General features: G+C 37.2%; 13 protein-coding genes and 2 pseudogenes. 12 read left to right on the top strand and 3 right to left on the bottom strand.

What is annotated here, in order from left to right; translation table 11 throughout:
- Positions 1 to 103 precede the first annotated feature (103 nt).
- The 12 genes and pseudogenes from FCL48_RS25935 (at position 104) to FCL48_RS16820 (ending at position 14,157) form a co-directional block, all read left to right on the top strand.
- Positions 104 to 1,236, top strand: a pseudogene (locus FCL48_RS25935) (IS4 family transposase).
- 49 nt (positions 1,237 to 1,285) lie between these two features.
- Positions 1,286 to 1,867 carry a PEP-CTERM sorting domain-containing protein gene (locus FCL48_RS16870; RefSeq protein WP_136873768.1) on the top strand — a complete coding sequence of 194 codons (582 nt, stop codon included), beginning with the start codon at positions 1,286 to 1,288 and terminating at the stop codon, positions 1,865 to 1,867.
- Between the two features lie 19 nt (positions 1,868 to 1,886).
- The gene (locus FCL48_RS16865) at positions 1,887 to 4,466 is read left to right on the top strand and encodes a hypothetical protein (RefSeq protein WP_169309260.1); all 2,580 of its coding nucleotides are present in this window, start codon (positions 1,887 to 1,889) and stop codon (positions 4,464 to 4,466) included.
- Positions 4,467 to 4,484: 18 nt separating this feature from the next.
- Positions 4,485 to 5,546 carry a polysaccharide deacetylase family protein gene (locus FCL48_RS16860; protein ID WP_136873764.1) on the top strand — a complete coding sequence of 354 codons (1,062 nt, stop codon included), beginning with the start codon at positions 4,485 to 4,487 and terminating at the stop codon, positions 5,544 to 5,546.
- Positions 5,546 to 6,655 carry a glycosyltransferase gene (locus FCL48_RS16855; protein ID WP_136873762.1) on the top strand — a complete coding sequence of 370 codons (1,110 nt, stop codon included), beginning with the start codon at positions 5,546 to 5,548 and terminating at the stop codon, positions 6,653 to 6,655. Before FCL48_RS16860 ends, FCL48_RS16855 begins: the two co-directional genes overlap by 1 nt.
- 39 nt (positions 6,656 to 6,694) lie before the next feature.
- Positions 6,695 to 7,816 carry a GNAT family N-acetyltransferase gene (locus FCL48_RS16850; RefSeq protein WP_136873760.1) on the top strand — a complete coding sequence of 374 codons (1,122 nt, stop codon included), beginning with the start codon at positions 6,695 to 6,697 and terminating at the stop codon, positions 7,814 to 7,816.
- Positions 7,813 to 9,135 carry an O-antigen ligase gene (locus FCL48_RS16845; RefSeq protein WP_136873758.1) on the top strand — a complete coding sequence of 441 codons (1,323 nt, stop codon included), beginning with the start codon at positions 7,813 to 7,815 and terminating at the stop codon, positions 9,133 to 9,135. Before FCL48_RS16850 ends, FCL48_RS16845 begins: the two co-directional genes overlap by 4 nt.
- Before the next feature lie 5 nt (positions 9,136 to 9,140).
- A complete protein-coding gene (locus tag FCL48_RS16840; RefSeq protein WP_136873756.1) occupies positions 9,141 to 9,656 on the top strand; it encodes a hypothetical protein in 516 nt (171 codons plus the stop codon).
- A gap of 14 nt (positions 9,657 to 9,670) precedes the next feature.
- Positions 9,671 to 10,675, top strand: a complete 1,005-nt coding sequence (locus FCL48_RS16835) for a phosphotransferase (protein ID WP_136873754.1) — start codon at positions 9,671 to 9,673, stop codon at positions 10,673 to 10,675.
- A gap of 7 nt (positions 10,676 to 10,682) precedes the next feature.
- Positions 10,683 to 12,203 carry an oligosaccharide flippase family protein gene (locus FCL48_RS16830; protein ID WP_136873752.1) on the top strand — a complete coding sequence of 507 codons (1,521 nt, stop codon included), beginning with the start codon at positions 10,683 to 10,685 and terminating at the stop codon, positions 12,201 to 12,203.
- A 39-nt stretch (positions 12,204 to 12,242) separates the two neighbouring features.
- Positions 12,243 to 13,160 (top strand): sulfotransferase, encoded by a 918-nt coding sequence (locus tag FCL48_RS16825; RefSeq protein ID WP_136873750.1) that lies wholly within the window; start codon positions 12,243 to 12,245, stop codon positions 13,158 to 13,160.
- A gap of 19 nt (positions 13,161 to 13,179) precedes the next feature.
- Positions 13,180 to 14,157, top strand: a complete 978-nt coding sequence (locus tag FCL48_RS16820; protein ID WP_169309259.1) for a glycosyltransferase family 2 protein — start codon at positions 13,180 to 13,182, stop codon at positions 14,155 to 14,157.
- 68 nt (positions 14,158 to 14,225) lie between these two features.
- On the opposite strand, the gene FCL48_RS16815 is transcribed toward FCL48_RS16820, so the two are convergent.
- The 3 genes and pseudogenes from FCL48_RS16815 to FCL48_RS25930 form a co-directional block, all read right to left on the bottom strand.
- The gene (locus FCL48_RS16815) at positions 14,226 to 16,049 is read right to left on the bottom strand and encodes a choice-of-anchor Q domain-containing protein (RefSeq protein WP_136873746.1); all 1,824 of its coding nucleotides are present in this window, start codon (positions 16,047 to 16,049) and stop codon (positions 14,226 to 14,228) included.
- Positions 16,050 to 16,116: 67 nt separating this feature from the next.
- A complete protein-coding gene (locus tag FCL48_RS16810; RefSeq protein WP_136873744.1) occupies positions 16,117 to 17,112 on the bottom strand; it encodes a LamG-like jellyroll fold domain-containing protein in 996 nt (331 codons plus the stop codon).
- A gap of 559 nt (positions 17,113 to 17,671) precedes the next feature.
- A pseudogene (locus FCL48_RS25930) lies at positions 17,672 to 17,836 on the bottom strand (transposase); the annotation flags it as partial.
- Positions 17,837 to 18,032 lie beyond the last annotated feature (196 nt).

The following is an 18,032-nucleotide window of genomic DNA, read 5'->3' as shown; positions in this document are numbered from 1 at the left end:
TCCCATAAATTTTCTAGTAATCTCAGATGAATAAAGATCTGGGGCGCTACTTGTGTTAAAATGAAATTGCGAAAATACATTTAAATACAAGTAGATCCGAGCCATGGCGCATTGTAACACAATTCTTAATCAGATTGCTTTATTTCTTCCGAGACATGATTTTGAAGAGTTAGCCCAAATCTACCATGGAGGGCAAAAGTTAGGCTCCTTTAACCGCTGGACCCAATTTATGGCTATGACCATTGCTCAGTTAAGAGGTAGAAAAAGCCTTCGTGATTTAATCAGCAACCTTGCTGTTAAGGGTATAAGCATCTACCACCTTGGCATGAAGCCAACAAGCAGAGCAACGCTTGCGCGAGTCAATGAGCAGTAGCCGAACGATTTATACCGAGAACTCCTTTTTTAACTGCTTAAGCAGTGTGAGGCCAAATATCCCCAGCACCAATTTAAATTCAAAGGAAAAATTTACCTCCTTGATGCGACAACAATCAAACTTTGCCTGTTTGTTTTTCCTTGGGCGACCTATCGCAAAACCAAAGGTGCGATGAAGCTCCATTTCGGGCTTGATACCGATAGATATTTGCAAGTTTTCATGGACATAACAGATGGTAAAACACATGATCTTGAATGGGCAAGACCTCTTGGTATCCCGGCAGGTTCTTTTATTGTTTTCGACCGCGGCGATATCGACTACAAATGGTATGGTAAACTCGACAAACAAAAAATTACGTTCATCACTCGACTCAAGGGCAACTCAGGGGCCTACAAGTTCGGTAATCGACGAAGCCAGATATATAAGATGTTTTGTCCGATTGCAAAGTAAAGCTTCATGGTCACCAGTTTACTTTTCGGCAGATTACATACCGTGATCCTGAAACGAGTAAAGAGTATCGTTTTCTCACCAATTCTAGAAAAGTCAATTCACCAGAGGTTGCAGCCATATACAAAGAACGATGGCAAATTGAGCTTTTCTTTAAATGTATCAAACAGAACCTGAGGGGCAAAACATTTTTGGGAACCTCACAAAATGCGATATTGACCCAGCTATGGATCGCACTTTGTGTTTATCTACTGCTTTGTTTTTTTCAAGTTCATGGCAAAATTTCGAGGTTCGATTTCAAAGATCCTCAGGCTCTTGCAATTGAATATTTTGAGAGGCGACCGTTGTCTGATCTGCTAATACCGCCTGACAAAGCTCACTATGAACAAATATCTCTGCAGCTTTTGTGGAGTTAACTATGAAACAGCAGTGATTAAGAGCCGCTAATTACACAAGGAGGTCAATATGGGCAGGATTACTTTAACTGCATGGCTTTTGTTGCATGTTTTTGTAGGTGGAGTAAATGCAACCTTAATATCTAATAACGGTGTATTGAAAAACGATATTACTAATAGATATTGGCTGCAAGATATTGATAAATTTTCAGGCCTCTCTTACGTGGAGCAATTAGAAGCAATTGAGCAGTTAAATAATAGTATTGCCTGGGGTGATTACTTTATAAGTGGGTGGAGAATGGCAACCGCATCTGACTTTTCGATTCTTGTTGAAAATTGTAAGCTCGAAGAAATAGGAGAGATATTTGTGGATAATGGACTTCACTCTGGGTTGTACGGGCGGTTGAATGAGGATGAAGGTAGCAACAGTCATGCAGATCTAGCCATTATATTTGGATCTGACTATAATCAAGACGGTAGACCTGATGATTATTATACAGAGAGTGGTTGTGTTTTAGATGGCTATTTGGATGTTGGGGCTTGGGTTGTAGCCGAGCCAGTACCAGAACCTACCAGTGTTTTGATGTTTAGTATGGGGTTGATCCTCTGTATTATGAGGTTTCAAAAAAAGAGTTTCAGAAATCGGCAATAAAATCATTATTGATTTATCTATGAAAATTAATCTCCGTAATCCTTCTAATACCAGGCGGATTCAAGAACCCGTAACTTTTGGTGTCCCATGTCCCCAGAGTAGTGTGCAATCTGATAGTCAATTTGTGTTAAGGGATCATAATCGAACGATTGTAGTGCAAACAACACCACTGTCTTTGTGGCCGGATAAAAGTGTAAAATGGCTACTCTGTGACTTCCTAGTAGACCTAGATCCTGAAGAGAGAATATTGTTAACGCTTGACCATTGTAAATCGGAAAAGAAAGCAGGCATAAATTATTCAAGCAATGGTAGAAATTATGAAGTGAATACTGGTGCCGCTCTCTTCACTCTGGATTTTTCTAAACGATTACCTTTCAAGCAAGTGCAGGTTGATGGACAGGATGTTCTCACCAAAGATGGCAGTCAGATTCGATTGAAGAACCAAATTAATCAAACATTGGTTTCTTCTATCGATACAGTTGATGTAGAAAGTCAAGGTGATATTCGCCTGTCATTTAGTCTGTCTGGACGGTTTGGCACAGATAACCAGCTTATATTTCGAGCCAGATTGCATTTTTATGCCAACACCGCCAAGAGTTGTCTGGAGTTTACCCTCCATAATCCTAATTCTGCAGTCCACCCGGACGGTCTCTGGGACTTAGGAGACCCTTCGTCGGTTTTGTTCAAAGAGCTTGCTCTATCATTGGTCTTGAATAATACAAACCAAGATGATGAGGTACGATTTCAACTTGCTCCTGAAAAGCAATGGCAGACAATCACAAGTAATAACACATTTAGGATTAACCAGGAGTCGAGCGGTGGTGAGAATTGGGATAGCCATAATCACCGTAACCGTGATGGGCGAGTTCCAATGACCAAAAGAGGTTATTCTGTTTCACAGAATGGTCAGGTTGTTTCTGAAGGGAAAAGAGCACAACCTATTGTTTGGGTGGGTCGGGGGAAACGCGGTCTCACACTGGTTGTACCTCGATTTTGGCAGGAATTTCCAAAGGCGTTGGATATAGATTCGAATGCATTGAACGTTTCGTTGTTCCCAGAATGTTATCCAGATCTTCATGAGTTGCAAGGAGGGGAGCAGAAAACGCATAATGTCTATTTTGATTTTGCTTCTTCGCAAGAAGATGCTGGCTGGGGGGTAGAACCAATACAAGTGTCCCTTGACCCTCAGACGATAAATGATACTAAGGCAATACGTGGCCTTACTTGTTGTGAGGCAGGTGTCTCGCAAGAATATCAGGAATTTTTATCTGCGGCTCTGGAAGGACAAAACAGTTTTTTTTCCAAGTGTGAAGCGGTTGACGAATACGGTTGGCGAAATTACGGCGAGTTGTACGCAGATCACGAGGGTGTAAATCATAAAGGAGATAAGCCTTTAGTTTCGCATTACAATAATCAGTATGATCCTATATCAAGCTTCTACCGTGAGTTTTTACGTACAGGAGACAGCCGTTGGTCAGAGCTGGCCTTCAATTTGGCAAGGCACGTTATTGATATAGATATTAATAATACAGATCAGGACCGTGAGGAATATTGCCATGGTCTCTTTTGGCATACAGATCATTATCTTGATGCTGGTACAGCCACCCATCGTATGGCCTCGCGTGAACATCTTGCACAGAAAAATCCAGCTTTTTGTGGTGGAGGTCCTGGAGCTGAGCATTGTTATGCTAATGGTCTAATGCTTCATTATTGTTTAACAGGCGATCCTTCTTGCCGAGAAGCTGTAATACGACTCGCCAAATGGTCAGTGTTAGCTTTAAGAGGGCCTCAAACTATATTAGCTTCATTATTACGATGTAAAAATCGGATTAGTCAATATCGGGGAAAAAGTTCTGGGGAAATTTGGCTGGACTTTCCAATAAGCCGCGGTACTGGGAACTGTATTAGTGTGTGTCTTGACGCCTTTGAGTTGAGCGGTGAAAAACACTTTATTAATACTGCGTTCAGTTTGATTAGTGAAACTGTTCATCCCGCTGATGATATCGAAAAACGTGATCTGCTCAATGCTGAGTATTGCTGGTCATATACCGTGTTTCTTGTGGCACTTGTCAAGTTTCTTGAGGTCAAAAGGGAGCTCAATGAACTGGACCAGAATTATGTTTATGCGAGAGATTGTTTGTTGCAATATGTGATGTGGATGGAACAAAATGAATATCCTTATTTGGAAAAACCTAAAATACTGGAATATCCAAATGAAACGTGGGCTGCTCAAGATCTCCGTAAGAGTTTGATTTTTCATAAAGCTGTTAACTATGCAACTAGTAGAGAAATGAGAGAGCGTTTTAATGAACGGGAAATATATTTTTACCAGGCCAGTTTTGCTGAATTAGAGAAGTGGGATTCAAAATATTTGACAAGACCCTTGGTTTTAGTCTTACAGAATGGATGGATAGGGGGAACTAGTAATTTAGAAGATAATGATTCTTTCGAAACTGAAATGATTGACGATTGGGGGCTTTCTCCTTTTCGTTATAACTTTGTTGAAATGTTGAGGCGGCAGTTGTTAGATTTTAAGAGAGTTCTATCGCAAACTAATATCAAACGTGAATGGTCATGGCTTCGAGCTAGGTTACTATAAAATTATTGTTAATAAATTTTGAATCTGAAAACACTTATAAAAATATTGGCTTGTAAAGCATCGCTCTCTGTTGGCCTTGATAGGCTTCTGCGGTATATTTATAGAAATAAATTGTTGGTCGTGATGTACCATGGTGTTACAAAAAACATCTATACCCCCCCTGTATGGACACAATTACCAGAGGATATTTTTGAAGAGCAGATTAAATGGTTAGCTGAGAATTTTCATCCAATTAGTTTAGAAGAAATGATTAGAGCTGTGCAGTTGCAGGAACCATTGCCACAAAATTCAGTCCTTGTGACATTTGATGATGGTCTAAAAAATAATATTGATGTGGCCTATCCAATACTGCAAAAATATCAGGTTCCAGCAACGATATTTTTAACGATAGACTTTATCGGAACAGATCGTTTTTGTTGGGTTGATGAGCTATACGTGGCTATACAAACAGCATATGATAAGGGGGAGTCTCTTGAGTTGCCACTTGCAGAAGCAGAAGATTTTTATGCTAATGGTAATTCTTGGGCAGCATATTATGTTGTTGTGGAATTCCTCAAGGTTCTTCCAGAAAAGTCATTACGTGGTCATTTAAGCAAAATATTATCGCAAGTGACGATTGACCGAGATAAATATCAGGCTGATTTTGGAATGATGAGTTGGGAAGATGTTAGGGCGTTGGATTCGGACCCGCTGATTGACTTTGGTGCTCATACCGCAAATCACCGGATACTTACCAATGTACCTACCGCAGCTCTTCATGAGGAGCTATTTTCCTCGCGTGATAGAATGGAAAAGCAACTTGGCCATGCAATTACTAGTTTTTGTTATCCTAATGGGCGATTAGGATTGGACTTTCTTGAAGAACATATGGATATGTTGCGAAATGGTGGATATACCTGTGCCTTTGCAACAAACAGGGGAATGTTTGATTTAAGTAAAGATAATTTTTTTGCCATTCCAAGGCTTTCGGTTGGGAATGATTTTTTGTCAATACCTTCTTTTTTTAAGATGAATGCATCAGGGTTTGTTGAAATACGTACAAATAAAAATATCTCATTTACTTCGAAGGATATAAACTAATGTCAGTCACCAAAGTTCTTCAGGTAACACAGTACTTGAATATAGGAGGCCAGGAAACAGTTATTATTGAGCTTAGTAAAAACCTTGTAAAATTGGGATATGATGTAGAGGTATTGTGTCTGTGTGGGCTTGACCCTGATTATGCTAAGGAGTTAGAAGAATATAATATTCCAGTTTATGTTATTCAAAAGAAACATAAATGGGATCTTGGCTTTTTCGTTAGAGTTGCTCGTTTTATTCGCGAAAATAATTTTCACATTGTTCATGCTCATAGTGGTTGTTTCCTTTATAGTGCAATTTTTAGTAAGCTAGCTGCAGTAAGGAAAACTATTTTCACAGCACATGGGATGCCTGTAGATATGAGCTGGAAGGCACATATTGAAGATATTGTTGCCGGCTTATTAATAGATTGTGTTGTTTCTGTTTCACATGAGATAGAGTTATTTATAAGAAAATGGTTGTTATTCAAACGGCCCCTCTTTCGAACTATAATAAACGGAGTCGATACTGATAAGTTCCAACCCATATCTGATACAAAGAAAAAAAAACAGCTGTTGTCAAAATATGGGTTACCTGGAAACAGGACACTCATTGGCAGTGTTGGTCGCATTGAGGCAGTTAAAAACTATGGGATGTTACTAAAAGCTTTTGCACTATTTGTAACTGAGAATGGAAATGGGCATTTAGTGCTCGTGGGTGAAGGTAGCCAGGAAGAAGAACTTGTTAATTTAGCTGAGCATTTAAAGATTCGAGAAAGTATAACCTTTCTCGGTATGCAGTATGATATTCATGAAATACTGCCCCTTCTTACAGTCTTCGTTTTACCGTCTTTGACTGAAGGAACTTCAATATCTCTATTGGAATCCCAGTCGTGTGGTATCCCTGCAATTGCAACAGACGTTGGTGGAAGTAGTTTTATAATCACATCAGGTCACAATGGGTATTTATGTACACTTGATGACTATGCTGACATGGCTAATAAGATTTCTAAAATTGCAAGTGATTTTGAGTTGGCCTCTATTTTTGGAATTAACTCTAGGAAAAGAGTTGATAAACATTTTAGTATTCACATGATGGTTAATGAATATAATGAATTGTATAAATCTTGATCGATTAATTAAAGTCTATGTTGTTTTTAAGAGTTAAATATGTATCAATTTTATATTATTTCAGAGTTAGATGAACTTAAGTCTGTTGGGAAAAGATGGAGCGAATTGTTAACTAATGTTAACTTTAATTCGTTTTTTTGTACTTATGAGTGGATCACCTGTTGGTGGCATAGTTTTGCAAAAGAAGATGATCGTTTTGCAGTTGTCATTGGTAAAAAAGGTAATACTATTGTAGCAATTGCCCCTCTTATGATTAGAAAATCGTCAGAATATGGTTTTAGGTTAAATATTTTAAAGTTTATCGGTGTTCCAAATTCAGATCGATGTGATATTTTAATTCAACAAGGTGAAAATGAGATTATTCCATTTTTATTCTCATTTATAAAAAAGAATCTCAAAGGCTGGGATCAATTTCATCTAAATGAAATCCCTGTAGAAAGCTTGTTTGGAAAGTGGCTGACTGTTAATTGCTCAATGGTTTTTGTTGAAGAAGGATCCGAATGCCCTTACGTCCCACTTGGAAAATGGATTAATTGGGATGAATTTTACAAATCTCTTTCAAAAAAAACCAGACTTGAATTAAACAATAAAAACAACACGCTGAGAAAAGAAGGTAATAGCCAATATCACCATTGTACGAACCCGAATCAAAATGATCCTAATCTTGTGATTATTCGTGAGCTTGAACGGAAAAGTGCGAAAGCACAAAATATTACAACTGAAAATTTGACAATGGTTGCTGAGCAACAATGGGAGTTCCAACAGAAGATTTTAAACAATTGTGGCTGTTATCAAGTGCTTCTTGCATGGTTGGAACGAGAAGGGGAAATTATAGCTTATCTGTATGGTTATATTTATAAAAATATATATTATGCTTATAATACTGCCTATTCGGGTGCATGTGCCAAGTATTCTCCAGGAAAGTTGATTATTAATGAAACATTAAGGTATTGTAAGGATAATGATATAGAAGAGTTTGATCTTTTAAGAGGAGCTACTCACCTTAAGAGCCGCTGGACAAAGCATTCAAGAAAACAGCAAAATGTGTATTTTTTGAGAAATAAACCAATAAATTGGCTCTACATCTTTGCTGTCTTTAGATTAAGGCCTCTAATCAAACGTTTAGTATTAACTAGTTTTGGTCGCAAGATACAACGATGAGATTTCTACTTTTCTGGTTTTTTATAGCAGTTTCTGCTCTCCTTTCTTTAAGAAATCCATTTTTTGGATGTATTATTTATTCTTGTATAAATATTTTGCGTCCTGAGCTGTTTTTTTGGGGTTCCTCTCAGCATGCGGCTAATTCTATGCCGATAATCATCGGCGCCACTTTTCTCGGGTGTCTTTTTAATTCTAATAAAATTGTTGTTAAAAATTTAATAACAAAAGAATTCTTTTTGTTATGTCTTCTTTATCTTGGAGTGATATCTTCTGTCTATTTTGGAGATTATAGCGTTCCTAGACAATATGAGTATGCTAATGAATTTGGTAAAATTGCAATTTTATGCGCATTTATGTTGATAACAATGACTTCAGCTGAGAAGATTTACAGGTATGAGAAATGGATTTTGATCTGTGTAGTATTTTTAGCATTATGGGGAGTGGATCAACATTTTCGCGGCAATGTTCGCCTGGAAAAACTTGGAGGCTTTGACTCAAATGGAATAGCAGCCTTTTTTGCATTATTTTTCCCCCTGTGCTTCAGTCAACTGCTTCTTGCTAAAAACTCCAAAAAAAGAGCTTTGTTTTTTGTCCCAACTGGGTTGTTAACTGTGGCAATCTTATTTACAAAATCAAGAGGTGGTTTATTAGGCCTCTTGGTTGGAGTTATTTTAACTATTTTTCGATCAAAAAAGAGGTCAAAAATACTCATCTATGTTGCAATGGTTACATGCTTACTAATGCCGCTAATAAGCCAACAATATTCTGACCGATTTCAGGAAGTAGACACCTCACAAGGAGAGATGGATTGGTCTGCGGAATCACGTTTGTATTTGTGGAAATTAGGGTTGATGATTTTTTACGATAATCCTTTTCTAGGGACTGGTTTTTTAACATATCCCGTAGCTAAGTTTGAATATCAGAACCAATTTAACAGTTTGCCTCAGCAATTCCATAATTCAATCTTTCGATCAACCAGCCCTAAGGTGACGCATAATACATATATCAAATTCCTTGCAGATACCGGTTTGGCAGGTTTTGTGCCATATATGCTGCTGATTTTAGGCACAATATACTCAAATCATCAGATAAGAAAACGTGCTCGTTTTTTAAGGTCAGATAAATGTAATAAAATGTCAGGCCTACTGACAGCTATAGAAAATGGCATTATTGCAATTTGTGTTTGCAACATGTTTATTGATGGAAACACTGGAGTGATGCAATATGTCCAAATAACAGTTTGTTCTATAATTAGAACTAATATGAATATAGAAATAGACAATATTGATAATAATAGTTCTGCAAATCAAGGTAGTTGATAATAATGGATCAAAAATATATCGATACGACGATTAGCTTGGTGACAAATTTGTTCTGGAATTTCAAAGATGTTGAGTTACTGATGTACAATTTAAATAGAGAGGATTACACTCCAGTTCAGTCTTCTCTGCAATACCCTTTGTATGGTTTGGTTGCTGATAAGAGCAGTGCAATAAATAATTTCATAAAAATCATTAAGGATTTAGAAAAAATTGGATGTTTCATTTTATGTGAAACCATCCAGCAAGCTCGAAGTGCAAGAAAAAAATTAGATGCTATAGCTGGTGGTTGTATAGAAATGTATGGGGTCGATCCAGATTATTTTTTTACTCTTGTTCCCTTATGCTCTAAGAATAAAAGAAATATTGAGAAGTATGTGCTGGATTTGAAATTCGATCATTCAGTCAAAGGACAACTGAAAATATTTGTAAAAAAAATGTTGGCGCTAATGAATTATTCTCAAGCTCTTTTTGATGGATATGTTGTTATTTGTTATGTGCGTAATGATCAGGTCAATTAATACAATGAGTATCTATGCTATTAACCTTTCTATATGACAATTGGGGAAAATTTTTTGGTCAAGAAATACCAAGGGATATTAGTTTGTTACCTCTTTCATCTTGTAAGGAGGAATATGGCAATAATTTAGTATTGATATTTGTAAATAAAGAAGAAGAACCCTCATTCGTCTTGAAAATCTCTAAAAATTGCAATTTTAATCTCAAGTTAGAGCAAGAGTTTGCTTCTTTATCATTTTTAAGTAATACCAATAATATTGGTGGATTGATACCAATTCCTTTTTTTTCTGATGTGGTTAATGGGAAGTTCTTTTTTATACAAAAAGCAATCGCTGGTAAAAGCCTATGGAAAATTATCAAAAATACTGGCTTTACATCTAGAACTGACACACTCATTAAGAAGAGTATAGAGGCCCTCATTCATATAAACCTTTCAGTTCCTGATTCTAACAATCTGAAAGGGCCTCCTCTGCTTGGGAAAGATTATATTTTAAAAGATAATGAGGTAGCCCAGATTTTGATTAATGCAGGGATTAATAACCAAGATCTTAGTAAGCTCATTTCTTCCCAAGAAATGGTGCTACAGGAATCTAACCGCAAATATTTCCAGCATGGTGATTATTGGCCTACAAATATATTTTGTAGAAAAAATAACGTTGCAGGGGTGATTGATTGGGAATTTGCATCTGTTAAAGACTATTCTACTGATATCATTTGGTTTGTGTCTAACCTTGCTTACTGCATAAGTCAAAGACACCGTGCAAACATAACCTTGTCTGAGGCAATTGTAAGTGGCTTGTATTGTAATGATGGACCTAACCATATCTTTCTTAAAAAATACCTAGACATTTATCGGGTCAACTTTGAGTATTCCAAAAATACATTTGAGTGTCTCTTCCATTTATGTTTTGTAGAGATTCTGTTGCGCAATTTTTTGTTTAACGGGTCAAGTGAAGTATCGCATGATTTTTTGAATCTTCTTCGATATGCATTAAATAATAAATCAATTATCTGTATATAAATTGAAAATGTCTGACATTAAACCAATAAAAGATTCAAAGCTCATAGCAAATATTTTTTCGAATTGGACAACATTTGTTTTCACTGTCATTGCAGCTTTAGTTGTGAGTCCAATTTTAGTTCACCAGTTAGGGAATGAAAAGTATGGCATTTGGACGCTTATTGTTTCGGTTACAGGTTATTTTTCTGTCCTTGATTTCGGGGTGAGTACAGCGATTATTCGCTTTATTTCTAAATATGATGCCGAAGGTAGGCATCTTGATGCCAGAAAGATATATAGTAATGCTTTTATTTTTTTCTTTTATGTAAGTGTGGCAGTTGCCATTTTTTCTTTAATATTTGCCTATTTTTTTGTCGATGTCTTCAATGTTGTTAGTTCGTCAAGATCAGAAGTCTACATTGTGTTCTTAGTGGTTGGTATTGGGCTTGCAATCAATATTTTATTGTCTCCATTCATTGGTACGCTTCGCGCATTACAGGAATTTTATCGGTTAAATGTGATTTCAATAGTTGTCCTTTTATTGAAAAATTCACTTATAGCAGTTGTTTTGCTTAATGGGTTTGGTTTGCTGGCGTTAGCAATAGTGATATTGTGCTCTGATTTGTTAAGAAATTTGCTGCAATATCTACTTATAAATAAACAATATAATTATTTGTTTTTTGAGCGTTCTGACTTTGATAAAGATACTGTAAAAAAAATATTTGACTATAGTATTTATAGTTTCGTTATTAGTATTGCACTAAAAGTTTTGTTTTTTACCGACTCAATTGTTATAGGCTCGTTACTTTCAGTAGCATCGGTAACCTTTTATGTTATACCTGTTACATTGATGCAATATCTTGAACGATTTGTCTATTCTGCTATTAGTGTTTTTACCCCTATCATAAGTGTTAATGATGCCTTGGGGTACTATGGTAAAAACCAACAATTATACGTGCTGGGGTCAAAGTATTCAGTGTTAGCTTGTGCTCCAATATTGTTTGTTTTGTATACGAATGGTGACAGTTTTATTTCACTGTGGATGGGAACTGAATATGGTGAGAAAGGTGGCGGTGTTATAAAGATTTTATCGGTTGGGTATTTTTTTGCAATGTCGCAGGTCATAGCTAGTAGTATTTTGAAAGGAGTTAGCAAGCACAAGGCCTTTGCCTATATCTTGGCTATAGAAGCAATTGTCAATCTCGGTTTAAGTGTTTTGTTGATAAAATATTATGGGATAAATGGTGTAGCTTTCGGGACAACTGTTCCGCTAGTTGTTACAAATCTGGTAATAGTTCCTCTCTATACATGCTATGTGCTAAAGATTGATTTCTTTAAGTATATTTGTGAAGTATACTTGGCTTTATCTACGTTTGTAATGTTGTTAGGGTATGCTTTTTATATTTATCCAATAAGACCCGAAACATACTTCTCATTTCTGTCGTATTGTATTTGCGTTTCTCTGCTTTTTATTCTATTTGGTTTATTATTTAGTTTTGATAAACAACAGAGAACGTATTTGTTTACGAAGGCTAGAAATATTGTATGAATTGATTTTTTTTCTATAATTCAGTTGTCAGGCTAAAATATGTTACAATCACCTGTTTTTATTCTTGGATGTCCACGTTCTGGGACCACACTTCTTGCCGAATTGCTTGAGTTTTCTTTGTATGGTAAACCTTTTGAAACGCATTTTATTACAAAGTATTATAAATTGTTATCTTCATATGGTGATATCTCTCAGAGAGAAAATTTCCGAAAATTAGTACATGATATTTCCGTAGAGCGTGTTGTTAGCCAGTGGAAAGTAGATATTAATGCAGATCATATATATGATGAGCTAGATAAGATCGATTATTCACATATCTGTGACTATATTTGCCGCCTCAAAAGTACAAAAAAAGGTTATGTTCACTGGGGAGATAAGACACCAACATATACATTAGACCTTGATATCATCCATTCCCTATTCCCGGAAGCAAAATATATCTTTATAGTTCGCGATGGGAGAGATGTAGCCTTGTCTTTATTAGAGCGGCCTTGGGGTCCTAATAATATATTTTGCTGCGCTGAGTTATGGAAGAAGTATAATACCTCTAGTGAACTTCTCACTAAACTCCAAAATAATGATCAGCTCTTATACCTTAAGTATGAAGATCTATTGCGTGATGCTAAAAAAATTGTTCCAAATTTGTATAGCTTTCTTGATGAAAAAATTATCCCTGATGAGTGTGCTGCACTGATCCAAAGTATCCGAGGTAGAAATTTTAACAAATGGAAAACAAGAATGTCACATCGAAATATAAAGATATTTGAGAATATGGCATCAACTACATTAGATAAATACGGCTACACGTTTACATATGATGAAGGTGAGATTAATTGGATGTATAAAAAGTTGTTCAAATTCCATGAATTCCTGATGCGACTAATATTTCTCTTTAAATTGAATATAATTGATGGGTTTATGATTAAATATTTTAACAAAGATCCTTTTGCAGAATAACCATACTTGGAGATATACTTTGACAGTTCAACCTATAGTTTCAATTGTCGTTCCAGCCAAAAATGAAGAGTTATACATTTCCCGTTGTCTCCAGGGTGTGCTTGAATCCACGTATCGATCAGATAGTATTGAAATTGTAGTTGTCGACAATGGTTCTATTGATCAGACTCCTCATATAGCAGCTTCTTTGGATGCCAAGGTCCTAACGCGCAATAATGGTTCGATTGCAAGTATGAGGAACTATGGTGCTCAGATGGCAAGTGGTGAGATACTCGGTTTTGTTGACGCTGATTGTATCGTTCATCCTGATTGGTTAGCAAAAGGAGTCAGTCATTTGATGACCGATGAGTCTATTTACGCAGTGGGTGCACCAGAATCTGCGCCTGTGGTGGGGGCTACGTGGGTTGAAACGACGTGGTCAGGTTTGAAGCATGGTGCTCCTCCTGCTAATGGGTTATTACTTTCTACTTGGTGTGCAAGTGGTGCCCTGTTGATAAGGAAAGCTGATTTTTTAAAGATTGGAGGTTTCAACGAACAATTAACAACATGTGAAGACGCTGATCTTGGCTCTAGGTTATCCAAGTTTGGGGCCATAGTCATCGATTTTTCTGTCCCGTTTCAGCACTTACGAGGATCTAAGACTTTAATAGAGCTTTTTCGGCGTGAGATGTGGAGGGGAAGAGATAATATCACAGGTTTCATTAGTCATGGCATGAGCCTCCAAGAGTTCCCATCTGTAGTAGTACCATTATTATTTTTCTTTTGCCTTGTTGGGGGTATATTCTCTTATATGGTAAATATATGGTTTCAAAATGATATTTTGTCTTTTATATATTTAATTTCTTTATCTAGTATAACCTTACTCCCATTAATGATGATGGTAAAGAAAATGGTTTTTGGCTCTTCCATAGTCAATGTCTTTAGGAATTATATTGTGTGTTTTGTGTATTTACTTGCAAGGGGATGTGGTAGTACTTTCTCCGCAAAAAGAGTTTGATGATTTTGTTTGTCACAATTGATAAAAGTGTGACAAACAAAACTCAGTGCTTTTCTGTTCGTAATTGTTTACGGGGTGATTTTTGTTACCCCCAGAATAGTAATCTTAAGTTGAGGAGTCATAATACCACTACTTTCAAATGCACCGATATCCATAGCATTTCCTAGGGGTCTGATTACCCCGTGGAAGTCAGTTGAAACTATACTACTTTTGTTAACACCAATATCTACTAAGCTGGCGGAATCTGTTGATAAAGAGAAGCCTGGTAAATCTATTCCTGAAAGGAGAGGGTCAATCATAATGTTGTTACTAAGCAGCGATGTTATAGTAGTTTCAGGTGTGCCTTGAGTGCTGTACCATATATTCGTTGTTCCATTAACGTATGGGTAAGCATCGCTGGGGATATTAGTAAATGAATACCCCATTGTGTCAATAATTATATTATTCGTTATTTCGGCTTTTACTTCGCCGTAGTTTGCTATTGTATAGAACCAAATCCCCGCTTCTCCGGCGCCTCCGTCAGCATCCCCGTACCCATAGATTGTATTATTGAATATTCGCAGATTGCTGGACATTCCTCTGTCACCAATGCGGATAGCTGCTGCTTCAGCACTGGCTTCATCGGACGGGCCAAGCCCAGTGTTAATTAAGATGTTGTTGTAAATGTCAACGCCCCCTGTCCAGCACACACTGCCATCTGCGGCCCTTGATCCAACATTGATTCCAGGGCCTCTTTGGTTCTTTACAAAATTGTTGTGGATTTTAACAATTCCTGTCCAATTACCACACGATGTTCCAAATGTTTCGTCATAAATATGTAAGCCATATTTCGATTTATTATTAAGCAACAGATTCCAACCCATTTCCCAAGGGTCCACATTGTCTATCGTGTCGCTACGAATAGACAAATAAAATGTATGCTGTAATTTAGACGTTTGATCACATCCCCAGTCATGAATATAATTGCCAAACATTTTTGCATTGCCGACATTGTCGTAGCTTGCTGCATTGGAAGATATTGCACCTTGCCCTCCTGAGGTACAACGTCCAGCTATGTCTGTTATTTCACAACCAACTATTCGACCATCTGCCGTAGTTTGAATCCCTCGTGCATGCTCATAATGAAGTACGGTATCTACACCAGTGTGTAGGGTCGTGGGTTCAACATAGTTACCTACTTCTACATTATATTTTGATATGACAAATGCTCTTGAATGATACATATCAAATCCATCTTCATATCCCTGTGCTAGAACTCTACTGTTGGGATATGCGATTAGGCCAATTTGTTGTGCAAGGCTACCTTCTGTGTAAGAAAAACGAATTGCATAAGTTGTGCTTACATCTTGGACTCCATTATGGATATAAACAGTATCTCCAATAGAAAGATAATTATCTGCTCCCTCCTCAACAGTTGCCCATGGTGATGTCCATGAACCATTTCCGGTGCCGTTATTACCTGTTGTCTTAACGTGATAAATGTTTCCTGCTCTGACTGTAAATGGGAGTGAATTTGTTATGTTTCCACCAACCTTGACAGTGATATCATGGGTGCCAGAAGACAAAGAAGATGGTATTGAGAAAGCAATCTCCTGCATTCCATTGTAGGTGTAAAGATCAGCAGGCCCACTAGGGAGTTTGCCGTCTGCATTTTTCCAGTAATAAATATGTGCAGGTGGTTGACCGGATATGCTTAATGTTGAGTCGCCTTGTGAGCTTCCGAGACCATAACCCCATACGGTTACGATAACACCATCACCTAAACCATCATTTAATCCGGACGATGGTCCACTGATTAAGTCAGAGAAAAATAATGCAGGATTTGCAGCATAAGCTAAAGTAAAACTATTGAAAATGAACCCTGTCAGCAGAATTCCTATTAGAAGGCGCATTTTATTTATTCTCCATGTTTTAAAATTCGAATTGTTCTTGCCTAGAAGTAAAAAACTACCTTAATGGTTATTTGATCGTTAGTTCATCTAGTAAACAGTCTGTTCTTTGTGTGCCCCTAGAGTCAGCTGCTAAATAAACATTGGTAGCTTCGCCCTGCATTACTTCTGTTGTATTTTTCTCAAGCCTTAATTCGTCGTTAATGAAAATTCTAATTTGTCCATTTATTCTTGAGTAACTATAGGTTAGCTTGTACCAAGTATTGATTTCTAATACATTATCGCTATTAAGGATAAAACCATAATATGATGTTCCATTTAATATACTTCGACAGTAGAGTCTGCCATCTTCATACATATGTACAAGATGACTATTGTTTGTGTCACTACCTATCCCGAAAAGATAATCATAATTGCCAAGAGTTTGAGGGTTAAAGTAAAACTCGATTTGGAAATCGTCTTGGTTTAAAATATCCCCAGCGACTATTGGAAAACTAACATAGTTATCTGTACTTTTGTTGTCATAGCAGTTGTCTAGGAAGCATCCTGCTGAGACATACTCTCCGTCTCCCACTCTAACTGCAGATTTTTCAAAAGGATTGTTTATGATGTCTGAGGAGGCCGTCCAGTTTAATTTTATCCCAGTTGTCGTTTGTATTTCATCGGTTTCAATAAAGGTATCTACAGATACTAAACGAAAATCTGCAACAGTCGGCAGGATAATAAATTTAGAGAAAGTTTCCGAAATAAATGAGGTCCCGTCTATATCTTGTGCTACCAGAGCAAAATATGCTGGTTGAACTTGAAGATCTGGAACACTATGACAAATTATGGAAAAGGTTGTCTGTTCAGCATCCGCACCTGTTGTCTCCCATGGGTCACAATTTAGAGGGTAAGATTCTCGCATGTCGCTGTATGGCGAATAATTAATGATGTAGTTTTGTATAGCTGCTACGTTTGCTGTGGGTATAGCCCACTGGATTTGAACGCTTGTGTCAGCTGCTGACAATTGAAGCGGCAATATAAAGGTTAAAAAGAAAATAGATGAAATAATTATTCTCTTCATGTGTGGGACCTCCCAGATGGGTATGATTTTTTACGGCTATTGATGATGAGTTTTCAGAGTAACAATTTAATTCTCCCGGAGGGAGCTTGATGATGATAGTTCACTATCGTTATATTAATCCGGCTGGCAATTAGAGCAACGCCGACGGATGCTATCTGACTGATAATTGATCAATATTTACGGCCTGGAACTTTGTAATCTTACACTATAATGACCACCAGTTTAATAGCATACTTTCAGTTAATCATAAAATGTACTGAATGTCTATCGTTCACACAGTTAAAAATTGTACTCTTATTGGCAATACCCTCTGTGTTTTTACTACGCGCAACGCGTTCCTGCTAGGAGTCTGTCGGTTTTGGGGACCCATTTCGCCCCCCTCCAACAGGCTCAGTTAATGGTACCCAAGGTAGTGTCAATTCTTTTGTGTGAAATTATCCCAAGCCAATTTCTTCAAGAACGGCGCGTTCTTCGGCACCTTCCCAATAGGGTTTGATCGCCAATGTAATTCCATTCTCAGAGATAAAAATGCCAGCAGGCAATAGCATGTATTTTCACTCGCCACAATCTCCATGGGTTTGGTTCGACGTTTAAATTCTTTATTCAATCGCTCTATGATATTTGTCGTTCGCAGAGAAATCCATTCCTCTTTAGGGAATTTGTAAAAAGTCAGATAAGAGTGAATCGATCTGTCCAAACAAGAAACTGCTGAAGGGAGAGTTATTTCCCATTTATTGACGAAGACCTTGTGGAGCTCAATAGCTTTTTTCCGGGAAGAGAAGTGGTCTCGCTGTTTAGACCACCACTTGGCTGTTTTTAGATATGACGCATAGTTTCAGATCTGTTTCCACACCCCTTCCCCGCGGGGAAGGGGTGACTTCGTTTTTCAAGCCGCTAAAAATAATTTTTTACTATACACT

Source organism: Desulforhopalus sp. IMCC35007 (genome assembly GCF_005116575.1).
Lineage (GTDB): Bacteria > Desulfobacterota > Desulfobulbia > Desulfobulbales > Desulfocapsaceae > Desulforhopalus_A.
This window is presented reverse-complemented; position numbering and strand designations above follow the sequence as displayed.

What these genes read in the sequence shown, in the direction of transcription:
- FCL48_RS16870 (WP_136873768.1), top strand. Translation starts at nt 1,286, where the DNA reads ATGGGCAGGATTACTTTAACTGCATGGCTTTTGTTGCATGTTTTTGTA.
- FCL48_RS16865 (WP_169309260.1), top strand. Translation starts at nt 1,887, where the DNA reads ATGAAAATTAATCTCCGTAATCCTTCTAATACCAGGCGGATTCAAGAA.
- FCL48_RS16855 (WP_136873762.1), top strand. Translation starts at nt 5,546, where the DNA reads ATGTCAGTCACCAAAGTTCTTCAGGTAACACAGTACTTGAATATAGGA.
- FCL48_RS16850 (WP_136873760.1), top strand. Translation starts at nt 6,695, where the DNA reads ATGTATCAATTTTATATTATTTCAGAGTTAGATGAACTTAAGTCTGTT.
- FCL48_RS16845 (WP_136873758.1), top strand. Translation starts at nt 7,813, where the DNA reads ATGAGATTTCTACTTTTCTGGTTTTTTATAGCAGTTTCTGCTCTCCTT.
- FCL48_RS16840 (WP_136873756.1), top strand. Translation starts at nt 9,141, where the DNA reads ATGGATCAAAAATATATCGATACGACGATTAGCTTGGTGACAAATTTG.
- FCL48_RS16835 (WP_136873754.1), top strand. Translation starts at nt 9,671, where the DNA reads ATGCTATTAACCTTTCTATATGACAATTGGGGAAAATTTTTTGGTCAA.
- FCL48_RS16830 (WP_136873752.1), top strand. Translation starts at nt 10,683, where the DNA reads ATGTCTGACATTAAACCAATAAAAGATTCAAAGCTCATAGCAAATATT.
- FCL48_RS16825 (WP_136873750.1), top strand. Translation starts at nt 12,243, where the DNA reads ATGTTACAATCACCTGTTTTTATTCTTGGATGTCCACGTTCTGGGACC.
- FCL48_RS16815 (WP_136873746.1), bottom strand. Translation starts at nt 16,049, where the DNA reads ATGCGCCTTCTAATAGGAATTCTGCTGACAGGGTTCATTTTCAATAGT.
- FCL48_RS16810 (WP_136873744.1), bottom strand. Translation starts at nt 17,112, where the DNA reads ATGAAGAGAATAATTATTTCATCTATTTTCTTTTTAACCTTTATATTG.